This is a genomic window from Sulfitobacter sp. TCYB15 (assembly GCF_040435955.1).
GTDB lineage: Bacteria > Pseudomonadota > Alphaproteobacteria > Rhodobacterales > Rhodobacteraceae > Sulfitobacter > Sulfitobacter pontiacus.
Genome location: NZ_CP159194.1, coordinates 109,630 through 128,083, shown reverse-complemented (window position 1 = coordinate 128,083; position 18,454 = coordinate 109,630). Strand labels below are relative to the sequence as shown.

19 protein-coding genes and 1 pseudogene are annotated in these 18,454 nt (G+C 59.4%); 16 read left to right on the top strand and 4 right to left on the bottom strand.

From position 1 onward, the window contains the following. Positions 1–16: 16 nt before the first annotated feature. From ABM428_RS15060 to ABM428_RS15035, 6 genes are read left to right on the top strand one after another with little or no spacing between them, the layout of a single operon-like run. Positions 17–1,006, top strand: a complete 990-nt coding sequence (locus ABM428_RS15060; RefSeq protein WP_009824080.1) for a DctP family TRAP transporter solute-binding subunit — start codon at positions 17–19, stop codon at positions 1,004–1,006. A gap of 14 nt (positions 1,007–1,020) precedes the next feature. Then, complete coding sequence (locus ABM428_RS15055; protein ID WP_005848253.1) at positions 1,021–1,377, top strand: cupin domain-containing protein; 357 nt, start codon at positions 1,021–1,023, stop codon at positions 1,375–1,377. Continuing rightward, complete coding sequence (locus ABM428_RS15050) at positions 1,374–1,847, top strand: TRAP transporter small permease (RefSeq protein WP_009824081.1); 474 nt, start codon at positions 1,374–1,376, stop codon at positions 1,845–1,847. Before ABM428_RS15055 ends, ABM428_RS15050 begins: the two co-directional genes overlap by 4 nt. Then, entirely contained in the window at positions 1,844–3,127 is a 1,284-nt protein-coding gene (locus ABM428_RS15045; protein WP_005848257.1) for a TRAP transporter large permease, read from the top strand. Before ABM428_RS15050 ends, ABM428_RS15045 begins: the two co-directional genes overlap by 4 nt. A gap of 29 nt (positions 3,128–3,156) precedes the next feature. Beyond that, positions 3,157–4,401, top strand: coding sequence for a Zn-dependent hydrolase (locus ABM428_RS15040; protein WP_353628547.1), 1,245 nt, complete (start codon positions 3,157–3,159; stop codon positions 4,399–4,401). Then, positions 4,398–5,345, top strand: a complete 948-nt coding sequence (locus ABM428_RS15035) for an ornithine cyclodeaminase family protein (RefSeq protein ID WP_353628546.1) — start codon at positions 4,398–4,400, stop codon at positions 5,343–5,345. Before ABM428_RS15040 ends, ABM428_RS15035 begins: the two co-directional genes overlap by 4 nt. On the opposite strand, the gene ABM428_RS15030 is transcribed toward ABM428_RS15035, so the two are convergent. Beyond that, positions 5,327–6,259, bottom strand: a complete 933-nt coding sequence (locus ABM428_RS15030) for a LysR family transcriptional regulator (RefSeq protein ID WP_037953368.1) — start codon at positions 6,257–6,259, stop codon at positions 5,327–5,329. The genes ABM428_RS15035 and ABM428_RS15030 overlap by 19 nt on opposite strands. Before the next feature lie 167 nt (positions 6,260–6,426). On the opposite strand from ABM428_RS15030, the gene ABM428_RS15025 reads away from it, so the two are divergent. The 10 genes and pseudogenes from ABM428_RS15025 to ABM428_RS14980 all read left to right on the top strand — a co-directional run bounded on the left by ABM428_RS15025 (position 6,427) and on the right by ABM428_RS14980 (position 14,245). Beyond that, a complete protein-coding gene (locus tag ABM428_RS15025; RefSeq protein ID WP_353628545.1) occupies positions 6,427–6,771 on the top strand; it encodes a RidA family protein in 345 nt (114 codons plus the stop codon). Positions 6,772–6,877: 106 nt separating this feature from the next. Next, positions 6,878–7,492: an RraA family protein gene (locus ABM428_RS15020; protein ID WP_353628544.1), complete on the top strand. Its 615-nt coding sequence runs from the start codon at positions 6,878–6,880 to the stop codon at positions 7,490–7,492. A 54-nt stretch (positions 7,493–7,546) separates the two neighbouring features. Continuing rightward, on the top strand, positions 7,547–9,079 hold the full coding sequence (locus tag ABM428_RS15015) for an ABC transporter substrate-binding protein (RefSeq protein WP_353628543.1): 1,533 nt from the start codon (positions 7,547–7,549) through the stop codon (positions 9,077–9,079). 70 nt (positions 9,080–9,149) lie between these two features. Next, positions 9,150–10,070, top strand: coding sequence for an ABC transporter permease (locus ABM428_RS15010; RefSeq protein WP_353628542.1), 921 nt, complete (start codon positions 9,150–9,152; stop codon positions 10,068–10,070). Then, the gene (locus ABM428_RS15005; protein ID WP_037942224.1) at positions 10,070–10,942 is read left to right on the top strand and encodes an ABC transporter permease; all 873 of its coding nucleotides are present in this window, start codon (positions 10,070–10,072) and stop codon (positions 10,940–10,942) included. The genes ABM428_RS15010 and ABM428_RS15005 overlap by 1 nt, the downstream gene beginning before the upstream one ends. A gap of 5 nt (positions 10,943–10,947) precedes the next feature. After that, positions 10,948–11,922: an ABC transporter ATP-binding protein gene (locus tag ABM428_RS15000; RefSeq protein WP_353628541.1), complete on the top strand. Its 975-nt coding sequence runs from the start codon at positions 10,948–10,950 to the stop codon at positions 11,920–11,922. Continuing rightward, positions 11,919–12,869, top strand: a complete 951-nt coding sequence (locus ABM428_RS14995; protein ID WP_288960566.1) for an oligopeptide/dipeptide ABC transporter ATP-binding protein — start codon at positions 11,919–11,921, stop codon at positions 12,867–12,869. Before ABM428_RS15000 ends, ABM428_RS14995 begins: the two co-directional genes overlap by 4 nt. Positions 12,870–13,012: 143 nt before the next feature. Next, a pseudogene (locus ABM428_RS14990) lies at positions 13,013–13,467 on the top strand (transposase); the annotation flags it as partial. A gap of 329 nt (positions 13,468–13,796) precedes the next feature. Then, positions 13,797–13,988, top strand: a complete 192-nt coding sequence (locus ABM428_RS14985; RefSeq protein WP_353628540.1) for a hypothetical protein — start codon at positions 13,797–13,799, stop codon at positions 13,986–13,988. After that, positions 13,985–14,245: a hypothetical protein gene (locus ABM428_RS14980; protein WP_353628539.1), complete on the top strand. Its 261-nt coding sequence runs from the start codon at positions 13,985–13,987 to the stop codon at positions 14,243–14,245. The genes ABM428_RS14985 and ABM428_RS14980 overlap by 4 nt, the downstream gene beginning before the upstream one ends. A gap of 173 nt (positions 14,246–14,418) precedes the next feature. Here the strand turns inward: ABM428_RS14980 and ABM428_RS14975 are convergent, their stop codons facing one another. Genes ABM428_RS14975 through ABM428_RS14965 form a run of 3 tightly spaced genes read right to left on the bottom strand, consistent with a single transcriptional unit; the run spans position 14,419 to position 18,398 of the window. Next, on the bottom strand, positions 14,419–15,012 hold the full coding sequence (locus ABM428_RS14975; RefSeq protein WP_243252007.1) for a TetR/AcrR family transcriptional regulator: 594 nt from the start codon (positions 15,010–15,012) through the stop codon (positions 14,419–14,421). Positions 15,013–15,039: 27 nt separating this feature from the next. After that, positions 15,040–16,779 carry an aldehyde dehydrogenase family protein gene (locus ABM428_RS14970; RefSeq protein WP_353628538.1) on the bottom strand — a complete coding sequence of 580 codons (1,740 nt, stop codon included), beginning with the start codon at positions 16,777–16,779 and terminating at the stop codon, positions 15,040–15,042. Then, positions 16,776–18,398, bottom strand: coding sequence for a long-chain fatty acid--CoA ligase (locus ABM428_RS14965; RefSeq protein WP_353628537.1), 1,623 nt, complete (start codon positions 18,396–18,398; stop codon positions 16,776–16,778). The genes ABM428_RS14970 and ABM428_RS14965 overlap by 4 nt, the downstream gene beginning before the upstream one ends. Positions 18,399–18,454 lie beyond the last annotated feature (56 nt).

Sequence of the window (18,454 nt, the reverse complement as noted above, 5' to 3'; positions counted from 1 at the left end):
AACAGGAGAGTCCAAAATGAAATCCCCCACCACATTGATCAAAGGCGGCCTGCTGGCGGCCAGCCTTATGGCCTTTGCGCCGCTTGCCGCCCTGGCTGATGACGTGTCGATCCGTCTGGGCCACGTTCTGCCGGAAAGCCACAGCTGGCACGTTGCCGCCACTGGTTTCGCCGAAGAGGTCAACAACCGCACAGAAGGTCGCGTTTCGATCAAGGTCTTCCCCTCCGGCCAGCTTGGCAGCGAAAAGGAAGTGATCGAGGGGCTGCAATTCGGGTCGGTGCAGGCCGGACTGATCGGTTCCGGGTCGTTCCAGGGGATCGAGCCGCGCATGGGCATCATCGAGATGCCCTATGCCTGGGGCGCGCGCGATCAGGCCTTTGCCGCGCTGGACGGCGATCTGGGCGTCGCGCTGGCCGATATGCTTGATGGCAAGGGGATCAAGGTTCTGGGCTGGTGGGAAAACGGTTTCCGCAACATCACCAACAACGTCCGCCCCGTTGAAAAGCCCGAAGACCTCGCCGGTCTGAAAATCCGTGTCACGCCCGACAAAGTGCGCTTGGCAACATTCGAAGGTCTGGGGGCAGAACCGGCCCCCCTGTCGTTCGGTGAATTGTACTCCGCGCTGCAACAGGGGCTGTTTGATGCGCAGGAAAACCCACTGGCGATCATCTATTCCGCGTCCTTCTTCGAAGTGCAGAAATACGTCTCGCTGTCTGAACACATCTGGGGCGCTGCCACGCTGACCATGTCGAAATCCGTCTGGGACAAGATCTCTCCCGAGGATCAGGCCATCGTCACGGAAGCCGCCACATCCTGGGGCCTGAAACAGCGCGACATGGTTGCCGCCGCCAACGACAAGCTGATCGCCCAGCTGGAAGCAGAAGGCATGCAGTTCAACGAGGTCGACAAAGCCGCCTTTATCGAAGCGGTCGAACCGATCTGGGAAAGCCAGAAGGACGTTTATGGCGAAGAGCTTCTGACCATCCTGGACCAGTACCGCAAATGACTTTGCGGCCTGAAATGACACAAGTTGCATCGGTCGAGCCGGTGCAACTTTACGACTTCACACAAAAGGTGCTGTTTTCCCCGGCTCAACGCGGCGAGGGCTTTATCAAGCTTTCGGTGACCACCGGTAAGAAAGGCGCGAAGTCTACCGCGCACAGCCATCCCCGCGACGAGGTGACGCTGACGCTGAAGGGCGAGGCGATCCTGCGGGCAGGGGGCGAGGAATACCACATGACCGAAGGCACAGCCATGCGCCTGCCACCGGGGCTTGACCACACGGTCGAGGTGATTTCGGACGAATGGGTCGTTGTCGCGGCCTATTGTGACGAATGCATGCTTTGCCGCGGCCCAGAAGGATTTTTGAAACCATGACTTTCGGGAACGGGTCGCTGCGGGCGGCCATTCTTATCGACCGCGCGGCCCGCTGGGTTGGTGCGGCGCTGGTGGCGGGGTTTGCGGCGATGGTCGTCTATGTCGTGATCTCGCGCTACCTGTTCTCCTCCACCCCTCGTTGGGCCGAGGAACTGCCCCGCATGGCGCTGGTCTGGCTGACCTTTGTGGGGGCCATTTCGGGCTTTGTGCGTGGCACGCATTTCCGTGCGGGGTTGCTTGACTTGGTGACCATGCCCGCACCGCTGCGCCGGGTTTTTGCCGTTCTGGCATGGCTGGCGAGCTTTGTTTTTCTTGCGGTGTTCATCTGGACCGGCTGGAAACTGACCCAGATCACATGGGCGCATCAGACCACCGCGCTCTCGCTGCCGGTGGGGCTGTTTTACCTGTCCCTCCCCGTTTGCTGCGGCGTGGCACTGCTGGGCCTGATCCTGAAAGGGGGCCGCACATGAGCCTCGCGCTTGCTTTGCTTCTTGTCGTCTTCGTCCTCTTGGTGCTGCTGGATGCGCCCATTGCCGTGGCGCTTGGTCTGTCGTCGATGTTCTATTTGCTGATCGCCGATGCCGCGCCCCTGATCGTTGTGGCGCAGCGCGCGGTGGCGGGGATCAACAGCTTTACACTGCTGGCGATTCCGCTGTTCCTGCTGGCGGGTCTGCTGATGGTCCACGGCGGGCTTGCACCGCGGATCATCGCGCTGTGTTCGGCCCTTATCGGGCGGCGCACCGGCGGGTTGGCGATGGTGATGATCATCGCCTGTATGATGTTCGGGTCGCTTTCCGGCTCCGGCGTGGCCGACGTGGTGGCCATTGGTACGATGATGCTGCCCGCGATGAAGGATCAGGGCTACGCCCCCGGCTTTTCAGCCTCTGCCTTGGGCTGTGCTGGTTCGCTTGGTACCGTCATCCCGCCCTCGATCGTGCTGATTGTCTACGGCACCGCCACCAACAGTTCGATCGGCCAGCTTTTCGTGGCCGCGATCATCCCGGGCATCCTGCTGGGTCTCGGCCTCATGCTGGTGGCGTGGTGGATTTCGCGCCGCAACGGATGGCAAGGCGGAGAGCCTTTTTCCTGGGGTGAGCTGGGACGTGCCGCCAAGGGCTCGATCCTGGCGATGCTGGCACCGATCATCATTGTGGGGGGTATTCGTCTTGGCATCTTCACCCCGACCGAAGCTGCGGGCATCGGCGTCGCCTATGCACTTTTCATTGGCGTTTTCGTCTACCGCGCGCTGTCACTTTCCACCCTGATGCGACTGTTGCGGGAAACCACCGAGATGACAGGCGTGATCTTGCTGGTGATCGCTTCGGCCTCGGTCTTTGGCTGGATTCTCGCGGCCGAGCAAGTGCCGCAGATGGCGGTCAACGGTATCACGCAGGCCACGCAAAGCGGCACTGTCGCCTTGTTGATGATGATGGCGGTCCTGTTGATCCTTGGCACTTTCATGGAAAGCATCGCGATCATCCTGATCCTTGCGCCGGTGTTCCTGCCCATCCTTGGCCACTACGGCATCGATCCGGTTTACTTCGGCATCCTGCTGACCATCAACCTCGCCATTGGTGCCAATACGCCCCCGTTGGGGATCGACCTGATGGCCGCCTGTCGGGTGGGTGAAATCCCGCTTAGCGCGTCGTTCAAATACTTGATCCCGTTCCTTGGCGTGATGGTCGGCGTGCTGCTGCTTCTCGTCCTCTTCCCCGCACTGATTACCGAACTTCCGGGCATCCTGTTTTGATCCCGGCCCTCGAAAGAAAGAAGGTTTCCATGTCGATTACCCCCGATACCCGTGTCGATCTTGACCGTTTCTGGTCCACCATCGAAGCCTCCGGCGAGATCGGTAAAGGCCGCCCCGGCGGGCTGTCGCGCCTCACGCTTGGCGATGCCGACCGTGACATGCGCGATCTGTTCCGGTCTTGGTGTGAAGAGGCCGGTTTGACTGTTGAAGTGGATGCCGCCGGCAATATCTTTGGCCGTCGCGACGGCAGCGACAACGATCTGCCGCCGATCCTGATTGGCAGTCACCTTGATACCCAGATCAATGGCGGGCGGTTCGATGGGATCGCCGGCGTGCTGGCCGGGCTCGAGGTGATCCGCTGCCTGAACGATGCGGGCCATGTCACCAAACGCCCCATCGTGGTGGTCGACTGGACCAACGAGGAAGGCGCGCGGTTCTCTCCTCCGATGGTCGCCTCGGGCTGTTTCGTTGGGAAATATGACATCGACTGGGTGCATGATCTGATCGGCGATGATGGTGCGCGCTTCGGTGATGAGCTTGAGCGGATCGGCTATAACGGCGAACGCGTTTGCCAGGCGGGCGAGATCGACGCCTATTTCGAGCTGCATATTGAACAAGGGCCGATCCTTGACGCCGAGAAGCGGCAGGTCGGCATTGTCACCGGCGGCTATCCGGTGCGGGGGATGCGGGCGTCGTTCAAGGGGCAGACCTCGCACACCGGACCAACGCCGATGGACCTGCGCAAGAACGCGCTGGCGGCGGGGGCGCGCTGGCTGACCGCGGTGGATGACATCGGCTGGGATTTCGCGGTGCATGACGGCAAGGCCACCGCCGCGCGGTTGACCGCTTGGCCCAACAAGCCGGGGATCCTGTCCGACACAGCCGAAGCCGTTTGTGACGTGCGCCACCCCGATCCCATCACCACCCGCGCCATGGCCGAAAAGATGCGCCGGGCCCTGTTCGAATCCGCCGCACGGTGTGGGTGTGAGGCCGTGATCGAGGATGAATGGGAATGGGGCGGCGACATCTTTGACCACGAGATGATTGACGGCATCCGCGACGAGGCTATCCGCATGGGCTTCAACTGGCGTGATATCGAAAGCCAGGCGGGGCACGACGCCTATTTCCTTGCCACCCATTGCCCGACGGCGATGATCTTTACTCCTTGTGAAAACGGCATCACCCACAACAATGAAGAAAACTGCACACCAGAGGATTTCGTCGCCGGGCTAAATATTCTGCTGCATGCCGTCGTTAAACGGGCGGATCGATGAGCGCATTGATCGGACACGAGGCGCTTGAAACCGCGCTGGATTGGCCCGATCTGATCGGCCAGTTGCGCGACTGGTATCGCGGCAAGGCGGTGCAGGCTCCGGACCGGCAGGTTCTGACGATTGAGCAGCCGGACGGCAGCGAGGCATCTTTGCTGATCATGCCCGCCTGGGTTCCCGGTGAAAGCATTGGCGTCAAGGTGGTGACCTTCTTTCCTGAAAACGCCGCCAAGGGCCGCCCGACGATCAATGCGGGATACCTGCTGTTCGATGGGGAAACCGGGCAAATGCAGGCCGCGCTGGATGGTGATACACTGACCGCGCGGCGCACGGCAGCGGCGTCGGCACTGGCGGCGGATCTACTGGCGCGCAAGGATGCACGTGATTTACTGATCGTCGGTACGGGGCAGCTTTCCCTTGCCGTCGCAGCGGCACATTGCGCGGTGCGGGGCTACACCTCGGTTTCAATCTGGGGGCGCAGCGGTGAAAAGGCTGCGGCTATTGCGACAGCGCTTGCGGAGCAGGGCCTGCCCGCTCGGGCGGTAGACGACCTTGAAACAGCGTGTCGCGCGGCGGATGTGATCAGCACTGTCACAGCCTCGACCAGGCCCATCATCCAGGGGGGCTGGCTCAAACCCGGCAGCCACCTTGACCTGATCGGCGCATTCAAGGGCGACATGCGAGAAAGCGACGATCAGGCGATCCTGCAGGCCGAGGTTTTTGTCGATCTGCGGGCAGGGGCATCGCTTGCAGGGGATCTGTCGCAGCCATTGGAAGCGGGGCAGATCACGCCAGAGCATATTCGCGCCGACCTAGCGGAATTGTGTCAGGGTACCCATGCCGGCCGTAGCGATGACAGTGCCCGCACCGTTTTCAAATCCGCGGGCATGGCGCTTCAGGATCTGGCAGCGGCGACGATGGCAAGCGATCACACCATATTGGGGTAAATCGCCAGCAGCTCCTGCGCGATATCCACAAATTTCTGCTCAGAGGGCGATAGCTTTTCTCTCGGGGCGTGCACCAGATAGACGTCTGCACCAATCGTTTCATCCGTGATCTTGATGGGCCACAGGTCGCCGCGCCTGATGTCGTCCTGCGCGGCCATGAGGGGTAGGATGCCAATGCCCATGCCGGCCACGATCATTCTTCGGACCTCTTCGATGTTGGTGCTTAGCCCGTTGATGCGATTGCCAAGCCGTGTGCCTTCGCGCAGGACCGACATCGGCTCCAGCCCCATGCCTTCGGTGGCGCAGGCAAAGCTGATAAAGGGCTCGCGCTGAAGATCGCGGAGCGCGACGCTTTCCTGCCCGAACAGCGGATGCTCGGCCCCGCAGAAGACACAGAACTCTTCGCGAAACAGACGGATCGAGGGCAGGTTGACCAAGGGGGCGGCCAATAGGCAGAACCCGATCGTGCCACGCCCCTGCTGAATAGAGCGCACGATCGCCTGACTGTTCTGGACCTCACTTTGGAAGGCCACGGAAGGGTATCGCTGGTGATAAAGCCGCAGCAATTCGTCCATCATCGGTGACATCAGATTGCTGATAATCTGATAGCGAACCTGCCCGCGTTCCTCTTCTTCGGCGTCGCGGACCAAAAGATTGATCCGTTCGGCACTGTGAAAAATTTCGCGGCATTCCTGAAAAATCTTGTCGCCACGCGTTGTCAGTTCGAAGTGGCGGCTGTCGCGAAAGACAAGCTGGCAACCCAGTTGCGCTTCGAGCTTTTGCAACGCATTGCTCACCGAAGGCTGGCTTAGGCCTAGCCGTTTTGCAGCCTTCGTGATGCTTTCCTCCTTCGCAATCATGTAAAACATGCGCAGAAGGTTCCAGTTCAGATCGGATTGCGGCAAAGCGTTCATGCGGATGATTCGTTTCTTGCTTGGGTCTGAGTAGAGTTTCCTATTTTTCATCCCCTATCACATAGTCAACGCGAATGCCTAAAATTGACTGTGACTATGGTGTGCAACTGTGCGCCTGGGGCAGGTTCGGCTAAGCTTGCCACTCATTTCATCAGAAAGCACAAAACATGACCATCACTCGTTTGCACCCCGGCCCCCGCATGAGCCAGGCCGTTGTTCACAATAACACCGTTTACCTTGCCGGTCAGGTCGGCACCGCCGGAGCCGATGTCGCGATCCAGACCCAAGATTGTCTGGACGCGATCGACCGCCTGCTGGCAGAGGCAGGCAGCGATAAATCCAAGCTGCTGCAGGTCACCATCTGGCTTGCTGACATGGCCGATTTCCAGGATATGAACGCAGTCTATGATGCGTGGATTGACCCAGCCAACCCGGCGGCGCGCGCTTGTGGTGAGGCCAAGTTGGCGACACCGGACTACAAGGTAGAATTTCTCGTGACCGCCGCGATCTAATCGCTGCTTTCTAGCCGGAGATTATGCGAGCCATAATCTCCGGCTATTTGACCCTGCCGCTCTCCCGTCGCCATCCTTTCTTGCACATCAGGCGACAGGACAGGGCATGACATTTCAAATCGACCTTTCGGACATCGAAACAGCGACGCTGGGGCATTTTCTTGAATCCGGTTTCATGTCCCCCGCGCTGCAGGGGCTGTTGCCGCATCGAACTGTTTTTGGCCCCGCGCTGACCGTGCGCATGCTTGGCGATGATGGCGCAATGCTGACCGAGGCGCTGTCCGCTGCACAACCCGGACAGGTCATCGTTATCGACCGTTGTGGTGATCTGCGCCATGCCTGTTGGGGGGCAGTCACGACCGCTGCCGCCAAGGCACGCGGCGTGGTGGGGGCGGTGATCGACGGCTTTGTCACCGACCGCTCCGCCATAGAGCAAGAAGACTTTCCAGTCTGGTGCCGTGGACGGTCCCCCATCACGACCAAGCCGCGTGGGCTTGGCGGCGACTTCAACGTGACCGTGGGGTGTGGCGGCGTCTCGGTCCGGCCCGGCGACATTATTCTGGCCGACGAAAACGGGGTTGCCGTGCTGGACAAAGATCAGGCTGAAACCCACGCCGCGCGCGCCCGAAAAATGCAGGCGGACGAGATTACAATCCTCGAACGGCTACGTGCTGGCGAAACACTGGCTGACATAACGCGGGGCGCAAAGCTGCCCGCATAGAACCGGATAACCGGCGCAAAACACCTTCCCTTCACTCAACCGACAGAGAGATCCATGACACAGACATTCTCCATAAAGGGCCTCACCACATTGGCCGTCCTTGCTGCCAGCACAGCGCTGACACTGGGCACACCCGCGGTCGCCGACAAGGCGTCCAATACGCTTAACGTCGCTTTCGCCGCCGAGCCAGAGCCGCTGGATACCTATAAAATCGCCGGTCGTCAGGGCCTGATCCTCGCGCGGCACATCTATGACGGGTTGCTCTACAAGAACCTCGACACCGGAGAGATCGTCCCCGCGCTGGCGGAATCCTGGGAGTTTACCGGCCCGCTGACGATGGAGTTCACCCTGCGCCAAGGGGTCAAATTCCACAACGGTGCCGATTTCACCGCTGATGACGTGGTTGAAACGCTCAACACCGTGATCACCCCGGAATACGGCACCCGCTATTCGATCTCGGTTGACTGGATCGACAGTGTCGAGAAGCTGGATGAATATAAAGTCCGCATTAATATGTCCAAGCCCTTTGCCGGTGCGGTAGAGATGCTGGCGGATGCACTGCCGATCTATCCGCACGCCTTCTTTGCCGAAAACGGGTCGGCGGGTATCGCCGCCACGCCGATCGGCACCGGCCCCTACAAGCTGGTGAGCCAGGAGCCGGGCATCCGCTACGAGATGGAGCGCTTTGAGGATCACTATGAAGGCAGCCCCAAATCCGGTGCCACCATCGACAAGATCTCTGTACGCACCATACCCGAGATGAACACACAATACGCCGAACTGATGTCGGGGTCGCTGGACTGGATCTGGCGTATTCCGCCGGATCAGGCGTCGCGTCTTGAAGGCCGTGTGCAGATCATCAGCGCACCGATCATGCGCATCGGCTATGTCGGTTTCGCCCCCGAGGCGATGGATGGCGACACGCCGATTGCAGACAAACGTGTACGTCAGGCGCTTATCCACGCCACAAACCGCGGCGCGATTGTCGACGCTTTCGCAGGCGGCGCGTCCGAGGTTCTCAACACCCCATGCAACCCGGCGCAATTCGGCTGTGAACAGGATGTCACCGCCTATGAATACGACCCGGAGAAAGCCAAGGCGCTGCTGGCGGAAGCCGGATATGAGGACGGTTTCAAGATGGAAATGGTCTTCGCCGCCATGCCGCGCCCGACTGCCGAAGCCGTGGCCGCCGATCTTGCCAATGTCGGCGTGACGCTTGAACTGAACGAACAGCAGTACGCGTCGGGCATCGGCAAGTGGCGCGCCAAGGAGCTTCCGGCGTTCTTCTCGAACTGGGGCAGCTATGGCATCGGCGACACCGCATTCATCCTGTCGAATTTCTTTGGCGGCGGTGCGGATGACCTTGTGCAAGACGCCGAACTGGCAACCTGGCTGACCGAGGCTGATACGTCATCGGACCGCGATGTGCGCGCCAAAAACTACTCTATGGCCGTCAAGAAGATCGCCGAGGAAGCCTATTGGATGCCGATGTATAACTTCAACGTTAACTATGGCCTGTCCAACGACCTGAACTTCACGCCGCACCCGGATGAGTTCGCCCGTTGGTGGGGTGCCAGCTGGAAGTAAGCTGACCCTGTCAACGTCACGGGCCGGACAGTCCTCTCCCCGCTGTCCGGCCCCCATAACGGAAAGACCTATGCTCTCTTTCATCTCTAAACGTCTGCTTGTGGCGCTCTTGGTCTGTCTGACCGTGTCCGCGCTGAGCTTTGGCTTGATGTTCGTGTCGGGCGACCCTGCGATTGCCATCGCGGGCGCGGGTGGCCGTGCCGAGGATGCCGAAGCGATCCGGCAGGCCTATGGCTTTGACCGACCCCTGGTTGTTCAATACCTGGACTGGATCGGCAGCGCCTTGACCGGAAATCTGGGGCAGAGCATCTATTTCAATGTGCCGGTGACAGAGATCATCGGTAACCGTGCCGGCGTTACACTGGCGCTCGGCTTCATCTCGTTCCTCGTCGCTTTAGTGATCGCCGTGCCTTTGGGAGTCGCCGCGGCGCTCAGACCGAACGGCTGGATCGACCGCCTTGCGCTGGTGATCGCCGTGTCCGGACAGGCAATCCCGAGCTTCTGGTTGGGGTTGATGGCTATCGTGGTCTTTGGGGTCTGGTATGGCTGGGTCCCCATTTCAGGCGCTGACACATGGCAGGGATACATCCTGCCCGTGATCGTGCTGAGCTACTACGCTATCCCCGAACTCATGCGCATCACACGCTCGGGCATGATCGACGTGCTGGCCACGGATTACGTCCGGGCGGCCAAGGCCAAGGGGCTGCCGATGCATCTTGTGATTTCACGCCATGCCTTGCGCAATGCGGTGCTGCCGCTTGTATCACTGGCAGCGGTTCAACTGGGCCAGCTTCTATCCGGCTCCATCGTGATCGAAAGCGTCTTTGCGCTGAACGGTCTGGGACGGCTGGCGCGGGAATCTCTTCTGCGCAGCGACCTGCCGGTGGTGCAGGCGATCATCCTGATCCTGTCGCTGCTTTACGTGCTGCTGACCATGCTGGCCGATATTCTGAACGCGGTGCTGGATCCGCGCCTAAGGGGGGGCTCCTGATGTCCGACGTCACTATCGAAACGGCCCGCCCGTCTGTCTGGCGCAAGATGCGCGGCAATACCGGTGCGTTGATCGGGGGCACACTTTTGGCAGTTATCATCCTGATCGCTTTGCTTGCGCCGCTGCTGGCCCCGCATGACCCAATCGCGCAGGATTTGAGCCGCCGACTGCTGCCGCCCTTCTGGCATGATCGCGCGGTGCCGGAACACCTGCTCGGGACCGATCACCTTGGGCGCGATTACCTATCTCGGATGATCTATGGCGCGCGGGTGTCACTGGGTGTCGGGCTTGGGGTGATCCTTGTGTCCGGTGCCATCGGGATCACGCTTGGCCTGATCGCGGGCTATTTCGGGGGCTGGATCGATATGGTTATCAGCTTCGCCATCACGACACGGCTATCACTGCCCATCGTGCTGGTCGCACTGGCGGCGGTGGCATTGGGCGGCGCGTCGCTCACCACGCTGATCACCGTTCTGGGGCTGCTTCTGTGGGACCGGTTCGCGGTGGTAACGCGCGCCGCCGCTCAAAGCTTGCGACATCAGGAATTCATCATGGGCCTGCGATCCATCGGCGCGAGCCGCATGCGCATCCTGTTTCTCGAAATCTTACCCAACATGCGCGCCACGATCCTTGTCGTCGTCTCGCTTGAGGTCGCAAACGTCATCCTGCTCGAAGCGGCCTTGTCCTTCCTTGGGTTGGGGGTGCGCCCGCCGACGCCAAGCTGGGGGCTGATGATCTCGGAAGGGCGCGACAATATCCTCTTTGATCCATGGTTGATCGCACTGCCCGGATCGGCGCTCTGCCTGCTGGTGCTGGCGGTGAACCTGTTCGGCGATGGTATGCGCGATATAACAGGGCCTGCACGAAAGTGACTGACATGATGCTTGATATTCGAAACCTGAAGGTGTCGATCCCCACCGACCGAGGGATGTTGAACGCGGTTCGGGGTGTCGACCTGCAAATCGCTGAAGGAGAGACCCTCTGCCTTGTCGGCGAGTCGGGTTGTGGCAAGTCGCTCACCGCGACGTCTATCATGGGGCTGCTGCCACGCTACGCCAAGGTCACGAGTGACCGGTTCGACATGGCGGGGCAGGATCTGACGACCAAGACCGATGCCAAGCTGGCAAAGCTGCGCGGCCGCGATGTGGCGATGATCTTTCAAGACCCGACCAGCGCGCTAAATCCGACGCTTACCATTGGCCGGCAGTTGACCGAGGGCGTTATGCGCCACGAAAACTTGACCCGAAAAGAGGCTGACGCCCGCGCAATCGAGATGCTTGACCGGGTGGGGATCGCCAATCCGGCGGCACGGCTGACGCAATATCCACACGGGTTCTCTGGTGGGCAACGCCAGCGCATCATGATCGCCTCGGCGCTGATGGGACGACCCAAGCTCTTGATCGCGGACGAGCCGACGACGGCGCTGGATGTGACCATTCAGGCGCAGATCCTGACGCTTCTGGGGCAATTGCAGGCCGATCTTGGTCTGTCACTCTTGCTGATTACCCATGATCTGGGCGTAGTGGCGGCTATCGCGAACGATGTTGCGGTGATGTATGCAGGGCGCATTGTCGAACGCGCGCCCGCCGCCGATCTTTTTGCTACGCCGCGCCACCCCTATACCAAAGGGCTGCTTGCAGCGATCCCGGTGCCGGGTGTCACCGAGCGGGGCAGCGCATTGCCCGCCATTCCGGGGCGCGTCCCGGGGTTGATCGGCACGATGGCGGGCTGCGCCTTTCGCGACCGCTGCACCATTGCCGGACCTGAATGCGCTGTCGATCCAGTGCCACGCGTAAGCGCCGGGGGGGCGCAATTCATTGAATGCGCCAAGGCATCGGAGGTGGCCGCATGACCGCAGCGACGCCGATGATCCGCATGACCGATATCCGCAAAACCTACCGCCTGCGCCGCGGCATGTTCGCCCCGACCGAAGAATTGGTGGCCGTGAATGACCTGTCGCTCGAGGTCGCCGAAGGCGAAACGCTTGGCCTTGTCGGTGAATCCGGTTGCGGCAAGAGCACGGCGGTCAGCATCATGCTGGGCTTGTTGCAGCCCGATCGCGGTGAGGTCGAGATCGCGGGCCAGAAGATCGACACCATGCCCGTGGCGGACCGTGTGCGGTTGATCCAGCCCGTGTTTCAGAACCCCAATGCCTCGCTTAACCCGGTCAAACGTATCCAGACGCTGGTTGGCCAGCCGCTGCGACTGCATGGCGGCACGCATATCGATGCAGAGGTCAAGCGGATGCTTGATCTGGTCGGGCTGCCATCACGGCTCGCCGATGCCTATCCCGGGGAGCTTTCTGGCGGGCAAAGGCAGCGGGTCGCCATCGCGCGTGCGCTAATCCTCGGACCGCGTGTCTTGATCTGTGACGAGCCGACCTCGGCGCTTGATGTCTCGGTGCAGGCGCAGATCATTAACCTGCTGCTATCGCTGAAGAAAGAGCTGGGCCTTACCATGGTTTTTGTCAGCCACAATCTTGCGGTGGTCGAACATTTGGCGGACCACGTGGCTGTTATGTATCTCGGGCAGAAGATTGAAGAAGCCGCGACAGATGCGCTCTTCGAGGATGCTAGCCACCCCTACACCCGTGCGCTGCTTGCCGCGACCCTGCTGCCAGACCCAAAGGCGGGACTGCCTGAACAAAAGCTTGGCGCAGCAGCGGCGGACCCCTTTGCAGCGCGTCAGGGCTGTCATTTTGCGCCGCGCTGTCCTGAGATGAGACAGAGCTGTATCGAGGGCCCGCAAAAGCTACGGAAACTGCGCGAAAGCTTGGTCAGATGCGAAAGAGCGGTGTGACCACCGCCTTTTCTCAAAGCTGCAAGACGCGGTGCGTCAGCCAAGGTTCGTCGCGCCTTTGCTTCTAAGGGCGCGACGATATTGAATAGCTCCTAGATTTGTGTAGACGCTTTCTTCCCTAACTTTGAGGCAAGGAGGCCGTTATGGGGAAGCCAAATTTCAGTGAAGATTTCAAGCGCGATGCCGTCCATCAGATAACAGTGCCGGGGTATGCCGTTCGCGAGGTTTCACAACGGTTGGGCGTCAGTACATATTCGCTCTACAAATGGATGAAGCTCTACGCAAAAGCTGCGTCACAGACATCATCTGTTGACCATGAAGCTGAGAACCGCAGGCTCAAGCGTGAGTTGGCGCGGATGACGGAGGAGCGTGACATCCTAAAAAAAGCGGCCGCGTACTTCGCAAAGGATGCAAGGTGAAGTACGCGTTCATTGCCGAGCACCGCCCTCAGTATTCGGTACGCAGGATGTGTCGCTGCCTCAATATCCATCCCAGCGGGTTCTATGCATGGATTAAAAATCCATTAAGCCACCGGGCGCGTGAGGATGCGCGTCAGACCAAGCTGCTCGAAGAAGCTTGGAACGACAGTGGCAAGGTCACTACCGCCCGCCCGCGCCAGAAAGCATGATGCCGATAGACCAAAGGCCGACCATGCATTAACATTCAAACTGGACCACCCGATGGGGGCACTCCATCGGCAACTTTGCTTTTTATAACACCGATCCGATGGTCATGGCCTTTGCGTCGACTGAATTCGGCGTTACCAACGAGGCTGCACTGGCCGAGTGCAACAAAGAGAATGGCGTCGTTTTCGGCGGCGGCTATTCGACTTCGCAATATTACATGATGTGCAACATACCTGTCGCTACCTACTGAAGATATTCAGGGCAAGCGTCTGCGCATGGCGGGCGGTGCCTGGTTACGCACATGAACACGCTTGCAGTAGGGAACTACTATGCCGGATTTGAATGGGGCTATAACCCTGCGTTCTGGCAAGGCTTGTCCGAGGCGTCGCGCAACGTACTGTTCGACCAGATGGCATACTATCTTGCGCAGCACCGGGTTGAGTTCGACAAGGATGTTGAAAAAGCGGTTTCCGCGCCAAAGAAGGCGGCATGAAGATTTTCGAACCTGATCAGGCTCTGACGGAAGCGCTGGCGGAATCTGTGACCGCGGACGAGGCCGTGCTGATCGAGAACGCCAAGAGCCGCGGTATTGAGAACCCCGAAGCGCTGCTGGCAGACTACAAGCGCATCGTTGATCGCTGGGCTGCGCTGCTGGCGGATGTGGACCACGGCGATACCGATGCATTGACAGCATTGGCCAAAGCAGAGATCTACGACAAGTTGGACCGCGCAAACTACGGTATGAATTAAACTACATATATTATGTACAGTCCCAGGGCGCTGCCACGGCACCTCGGGGTTCCTACCGCCCTGCGACCTCATAGCATTTTGATCGAAAGGCTACCACCAGCGTAGACTCTCATTCGAAAGCGCGCAAATGATCAGGAGACTGTTTGCAGCATATGATGCAAACGCAGGTGGGGTTACCCGGCAGCGGCTTTGAGCACCTCGGTCATTTCCTCCAACTCACGCGGGCGACCAGAAACGCTCAACTGCAGCAAATATCGAAAAGCGCCGTCGAAACGCAGATAAAGAAGTTCCTTGGCTTTGCGCTCAGAGGCTATCGGATTCATCATCTCGATCAGCTGTTCTTCAATCTCGTCAACGACGGGAACGAAAGCTTGGTCAAATAGCGCTTGATTTCGAATGTCGTACCAAAGCCGATGAAGCTCAGCTTCGGTACTGATCGTTTCTGCCAAAGCAGTACAGAACGCTGTCTTGATGCGATCTGGGTTGGAAATACCCCTGACAGATGCAGAAATTGTTCTGGCAAACTCGCTTTTGTACTGTCGCACACAGTAGATCAGAAGCTCGTCCTTATCCTCAAAATAGTAGTGCAGACTGCCAAGCGACATTTCTGATTGCGACGCAATATCACGCAGGGTCGTACGGGCATAACCATAAAGCTTAAGCGCGCTGATCGCACTTTGCGCAATCTCGCGTTTGCGGTTCTCACGCTTGCGGGCCTTATTCGCTTTTCGGTCCGCAAGCCTACCTGTTTGGGTCATGTCGTTCATCGGGCACTCACATTTGTCCCTGCCGACCTAGCCCAAAAGGGCGTGAAAGAAAATACGCGGCAGCTTGAACCAGCTGGGTTTGTGCTGAAACCGGGTCAGCAAGCGACCGATATGATGCTGACGCTTGTTGGACACAAACCAGGGCGGCCGGGGCAGCAGGCTCATCCCGCCGGATAGCAGATTGCGCGGGAAGGGGCGGAACGGGGCCTCGATCACCGTGCGTTCAACGTTTTCAAGCATGAAGGTATTGTGGACGGTGCCCACACCAGACTGGACGTTTTGCAAGGTCGCGCCAGCAAAGCCGCCCCAGGGACAGGCAGTCACCAGAAAGGCAAGGCCGGACCACGCATTGATCGCAATCGCGCCATAGCGGAATTCGGCGATGATCTCTTCGAACCGCTTGCGGCCCATAGCCCGGATCGTGGCAGGGTGGATGATGATATTGCCGCCCAATGTGCCATAGAGCGTGTCATTCGCCCATTTGATCGCTTCGATCAGATAGGTTTCGGCATTTTGTGCCTCGATGTGCATGACACCAAGCGCAGATGTGAAGACTTCGGTCTGGGCCAGCCAATCGCTATCACCCTCGGCCATATCGGCAAGATAAAGCGGAGCCACATCCGCCCCACGATCCAGCTTTTGTGGGCTTTTGGCGTGATCGACAAAGGCCTTTTGACGATCTTCGGCACCGGGATAATAAGCGGCCCGTTTGGTGTGCTTGGCCATCACATCGGCGACATTCCCCATCAACTCGGCTGTCTTATCCCAGCCTTTCGGCAAAATAAGGCTCTGCACCGCAACACAGTTAAAGCCACCGTTATGCAGTTTCATGGTGGCGATGTTCTCCGCTTGAAAGCGCAAGTCCGCCTTGGTCCACGGGCCTGGTACGACGATAGTGGGGCAAACGGCACCGAGCTCGGATGTCATGTGTCGGGTGTTTTTCGGCGTGTTGGCGGCCTTGTTCTTCTCGCCTTCCTGGCCTGGCCCCCAGACGATCAGATCATGGGTGGCGCGCGCACCGGTGATGTGGATTTCCTCGACCAGCAGATGCGTCGTAAGATAGGCCCCCGCCGGACCATCGCCACGATGGATACGTAGTGCGTCGCGGTCGATCAGCGGCTTCAGGGCGGCCTGCAAAGGCTCGGTCAGGTAGTCGTTGACCGGGTTCATTTTAAGTAAGACCACCTGGTTTTCCAGAAAGAGCTTCTGGAAAGCATCCAGCGGCGTGATCGCGGCGATATTGCCGGCGCCCAGAACCAGCGCGACCTTGCCACGCCGTTGGTCTGCCGGAATATCATAGGCTGATGCAGCGTTGTTCTTGAGGTTGGCGGGGGTCACGCCTTTTTGCATCCAGACATCCGCATGCACGCCTGAAATCAGCAGCCGGTCCCAGATCGAATGTGGCACAACGCGCACGGCGGTTTGACCGCTTGGCAGGCTGCGTTTCTTTAGACCGTCCAGAAAGGTTTTGCCTTCCATCTGCGACAACGTATCGATCAGACCGTTGCAGCAGGACATGACGGCATAGGGCCCCGATGTCCATTCCTCCCCCAAGAGAGGGGAACCTTGCGGGATGCCCTTGGCCTTACCCGCCGCATCGACCCATTCGTCGGCGACGCGCATCAGATTGTCTTTGACTGCCTGCAATACCGCGATGCGGTCGTCCAGCGAGGTTTGCGCCCAACGGTCTTTCGCCGCGTCGAGGGCTTTTAGGTCGGCGTCATAGGCTGCTTGCAGATCGGGGGTGAAGTTACTTTGATGTTTCATGCGGCTCCCTCCAGAAGGACGTTCGCGTAGGTCTCGCGTAGTTTGAGTTTCACCACTTTGCCCGTGGCACCTAGGGGCAGTTCATCGACAAAGATCACCCGATCTGGCACCTGCCAGCTGGCGACTTTGCCGTCGTAGATTTTCAGAAGCTCCGCTTCGGAGACGTCACCAGATTTGACCGCGATCAGGATCGGACGCTCGTCCCATTTAGGGTGATGGGCAGCGATGGCGGCGGCATTTGCGATCGCCGGGTGACCGATTGCGATGTTTTCAAGCTCTACCGTAGAGATCCATTCGCCCCCGGATTTGATGATGTCCTTTGAGCGGTCTCGGATGACCATGAAACCATCCGCGTCAATTGTGGCGACATCGCCAGTGTCGAACCAGCCGTCGGGGGTCAGCGCCGAGTCTTCTTTGTTAAAGTAGCTGTGGACTACCCAAGGACCGCGCACCTGCAGGTCGCCCTGTGTTGCCCCGTCTTCGGGCAGTACATTACCGGACTCATCTACCAGCCGGATTTCTATCCCGTAAACAGGGCGGCCCTGGCCCACGCGAATGTCGGTTTGCGCTTCGGTCGACAGACCCTCGTGGCGCTGCAGCAGACGGTTGACCGTCGCGAGGGGGCTGGTCTCTGTCATGCCCCACGCTTGAATCAATTCGACATCATATTTGTCACGGAACGCCGTATACATCGACGGTGGCATCGGTGCGCCACCGACAATGGTGCGGGTCAGGCTTGGCAGTTTAGAGCCGGATTTCTCCAACGCTGCTAATAGCCCCATCCAAATTGTGGGCACGCCAAAGGCAGCAGTCACCTGTTGTGTGTCGATCAGGTTGGCCAGGCTGTCCCCATCCAGCCCCGGACCCGGCAGCACCAGTTTTGCACCAGCCGACGCCGCAGTATAGGGCACGCCCCACGCATTGACGTGGAACATTGGCACAACCGGCATCACCGTATCACAGGCCGAGATCGCAAGCCCGTCGGGCTGGTTGCCCACGAGCGCATGGAGCAAGGTCGACCGATGGGAATAAAGCACGCCTTTCGGGTTTCCCGTGGTTCCGGATGTGTAGCAAAGCGAAGAGGGCTGGCGCTCATCGAGTTCGGGCCACACAAAATCCGGGTCTCCGTCAGCGATCAATTCATCATAGAACTGCAGCCCGTCAAGCATCTGGGCCGCCTCGTCGTCTCGTGGTCCCAGCAGAACGTAGTGCTCGACCGTATCAAACCGGTCCTTCAAGTTTGCCACAGCGGGCAGGAAGGTTCGGTCAAAGAACATCACCTGATCTTGCGCGTCATTGGCAATATAGACCATCTGGTCGGGATGCAGACGCGGATTGAGGGTATGGCAGATGAAGCCTGCACCCGAACTGCCAAAGTAAATCTCGAGGTGCCGCCGGTTATTCCATGCGATGGTGCCGCACCGGGTTTCCTGCGGCAGGCCCAGTTTGGTCAGTACCGAACCCAAGCGCCGTGCATTCCTGGCAACCTCTTGCCAGCTTGTGACGTCGACTTCGCCCGAAGTTTCAACCGAGACAATTTCGGTGCGCCCGTGGCAGCGGGCTGCGTGATCGATAAGGGAAGAGATCAGCAACTGCTGGTCCATCATTTTGCCAAGCATAGAGTGGCTCCGTAATTTTAAGACGATATGGGGGCTCGCGACCTCGGTTGCCCGAG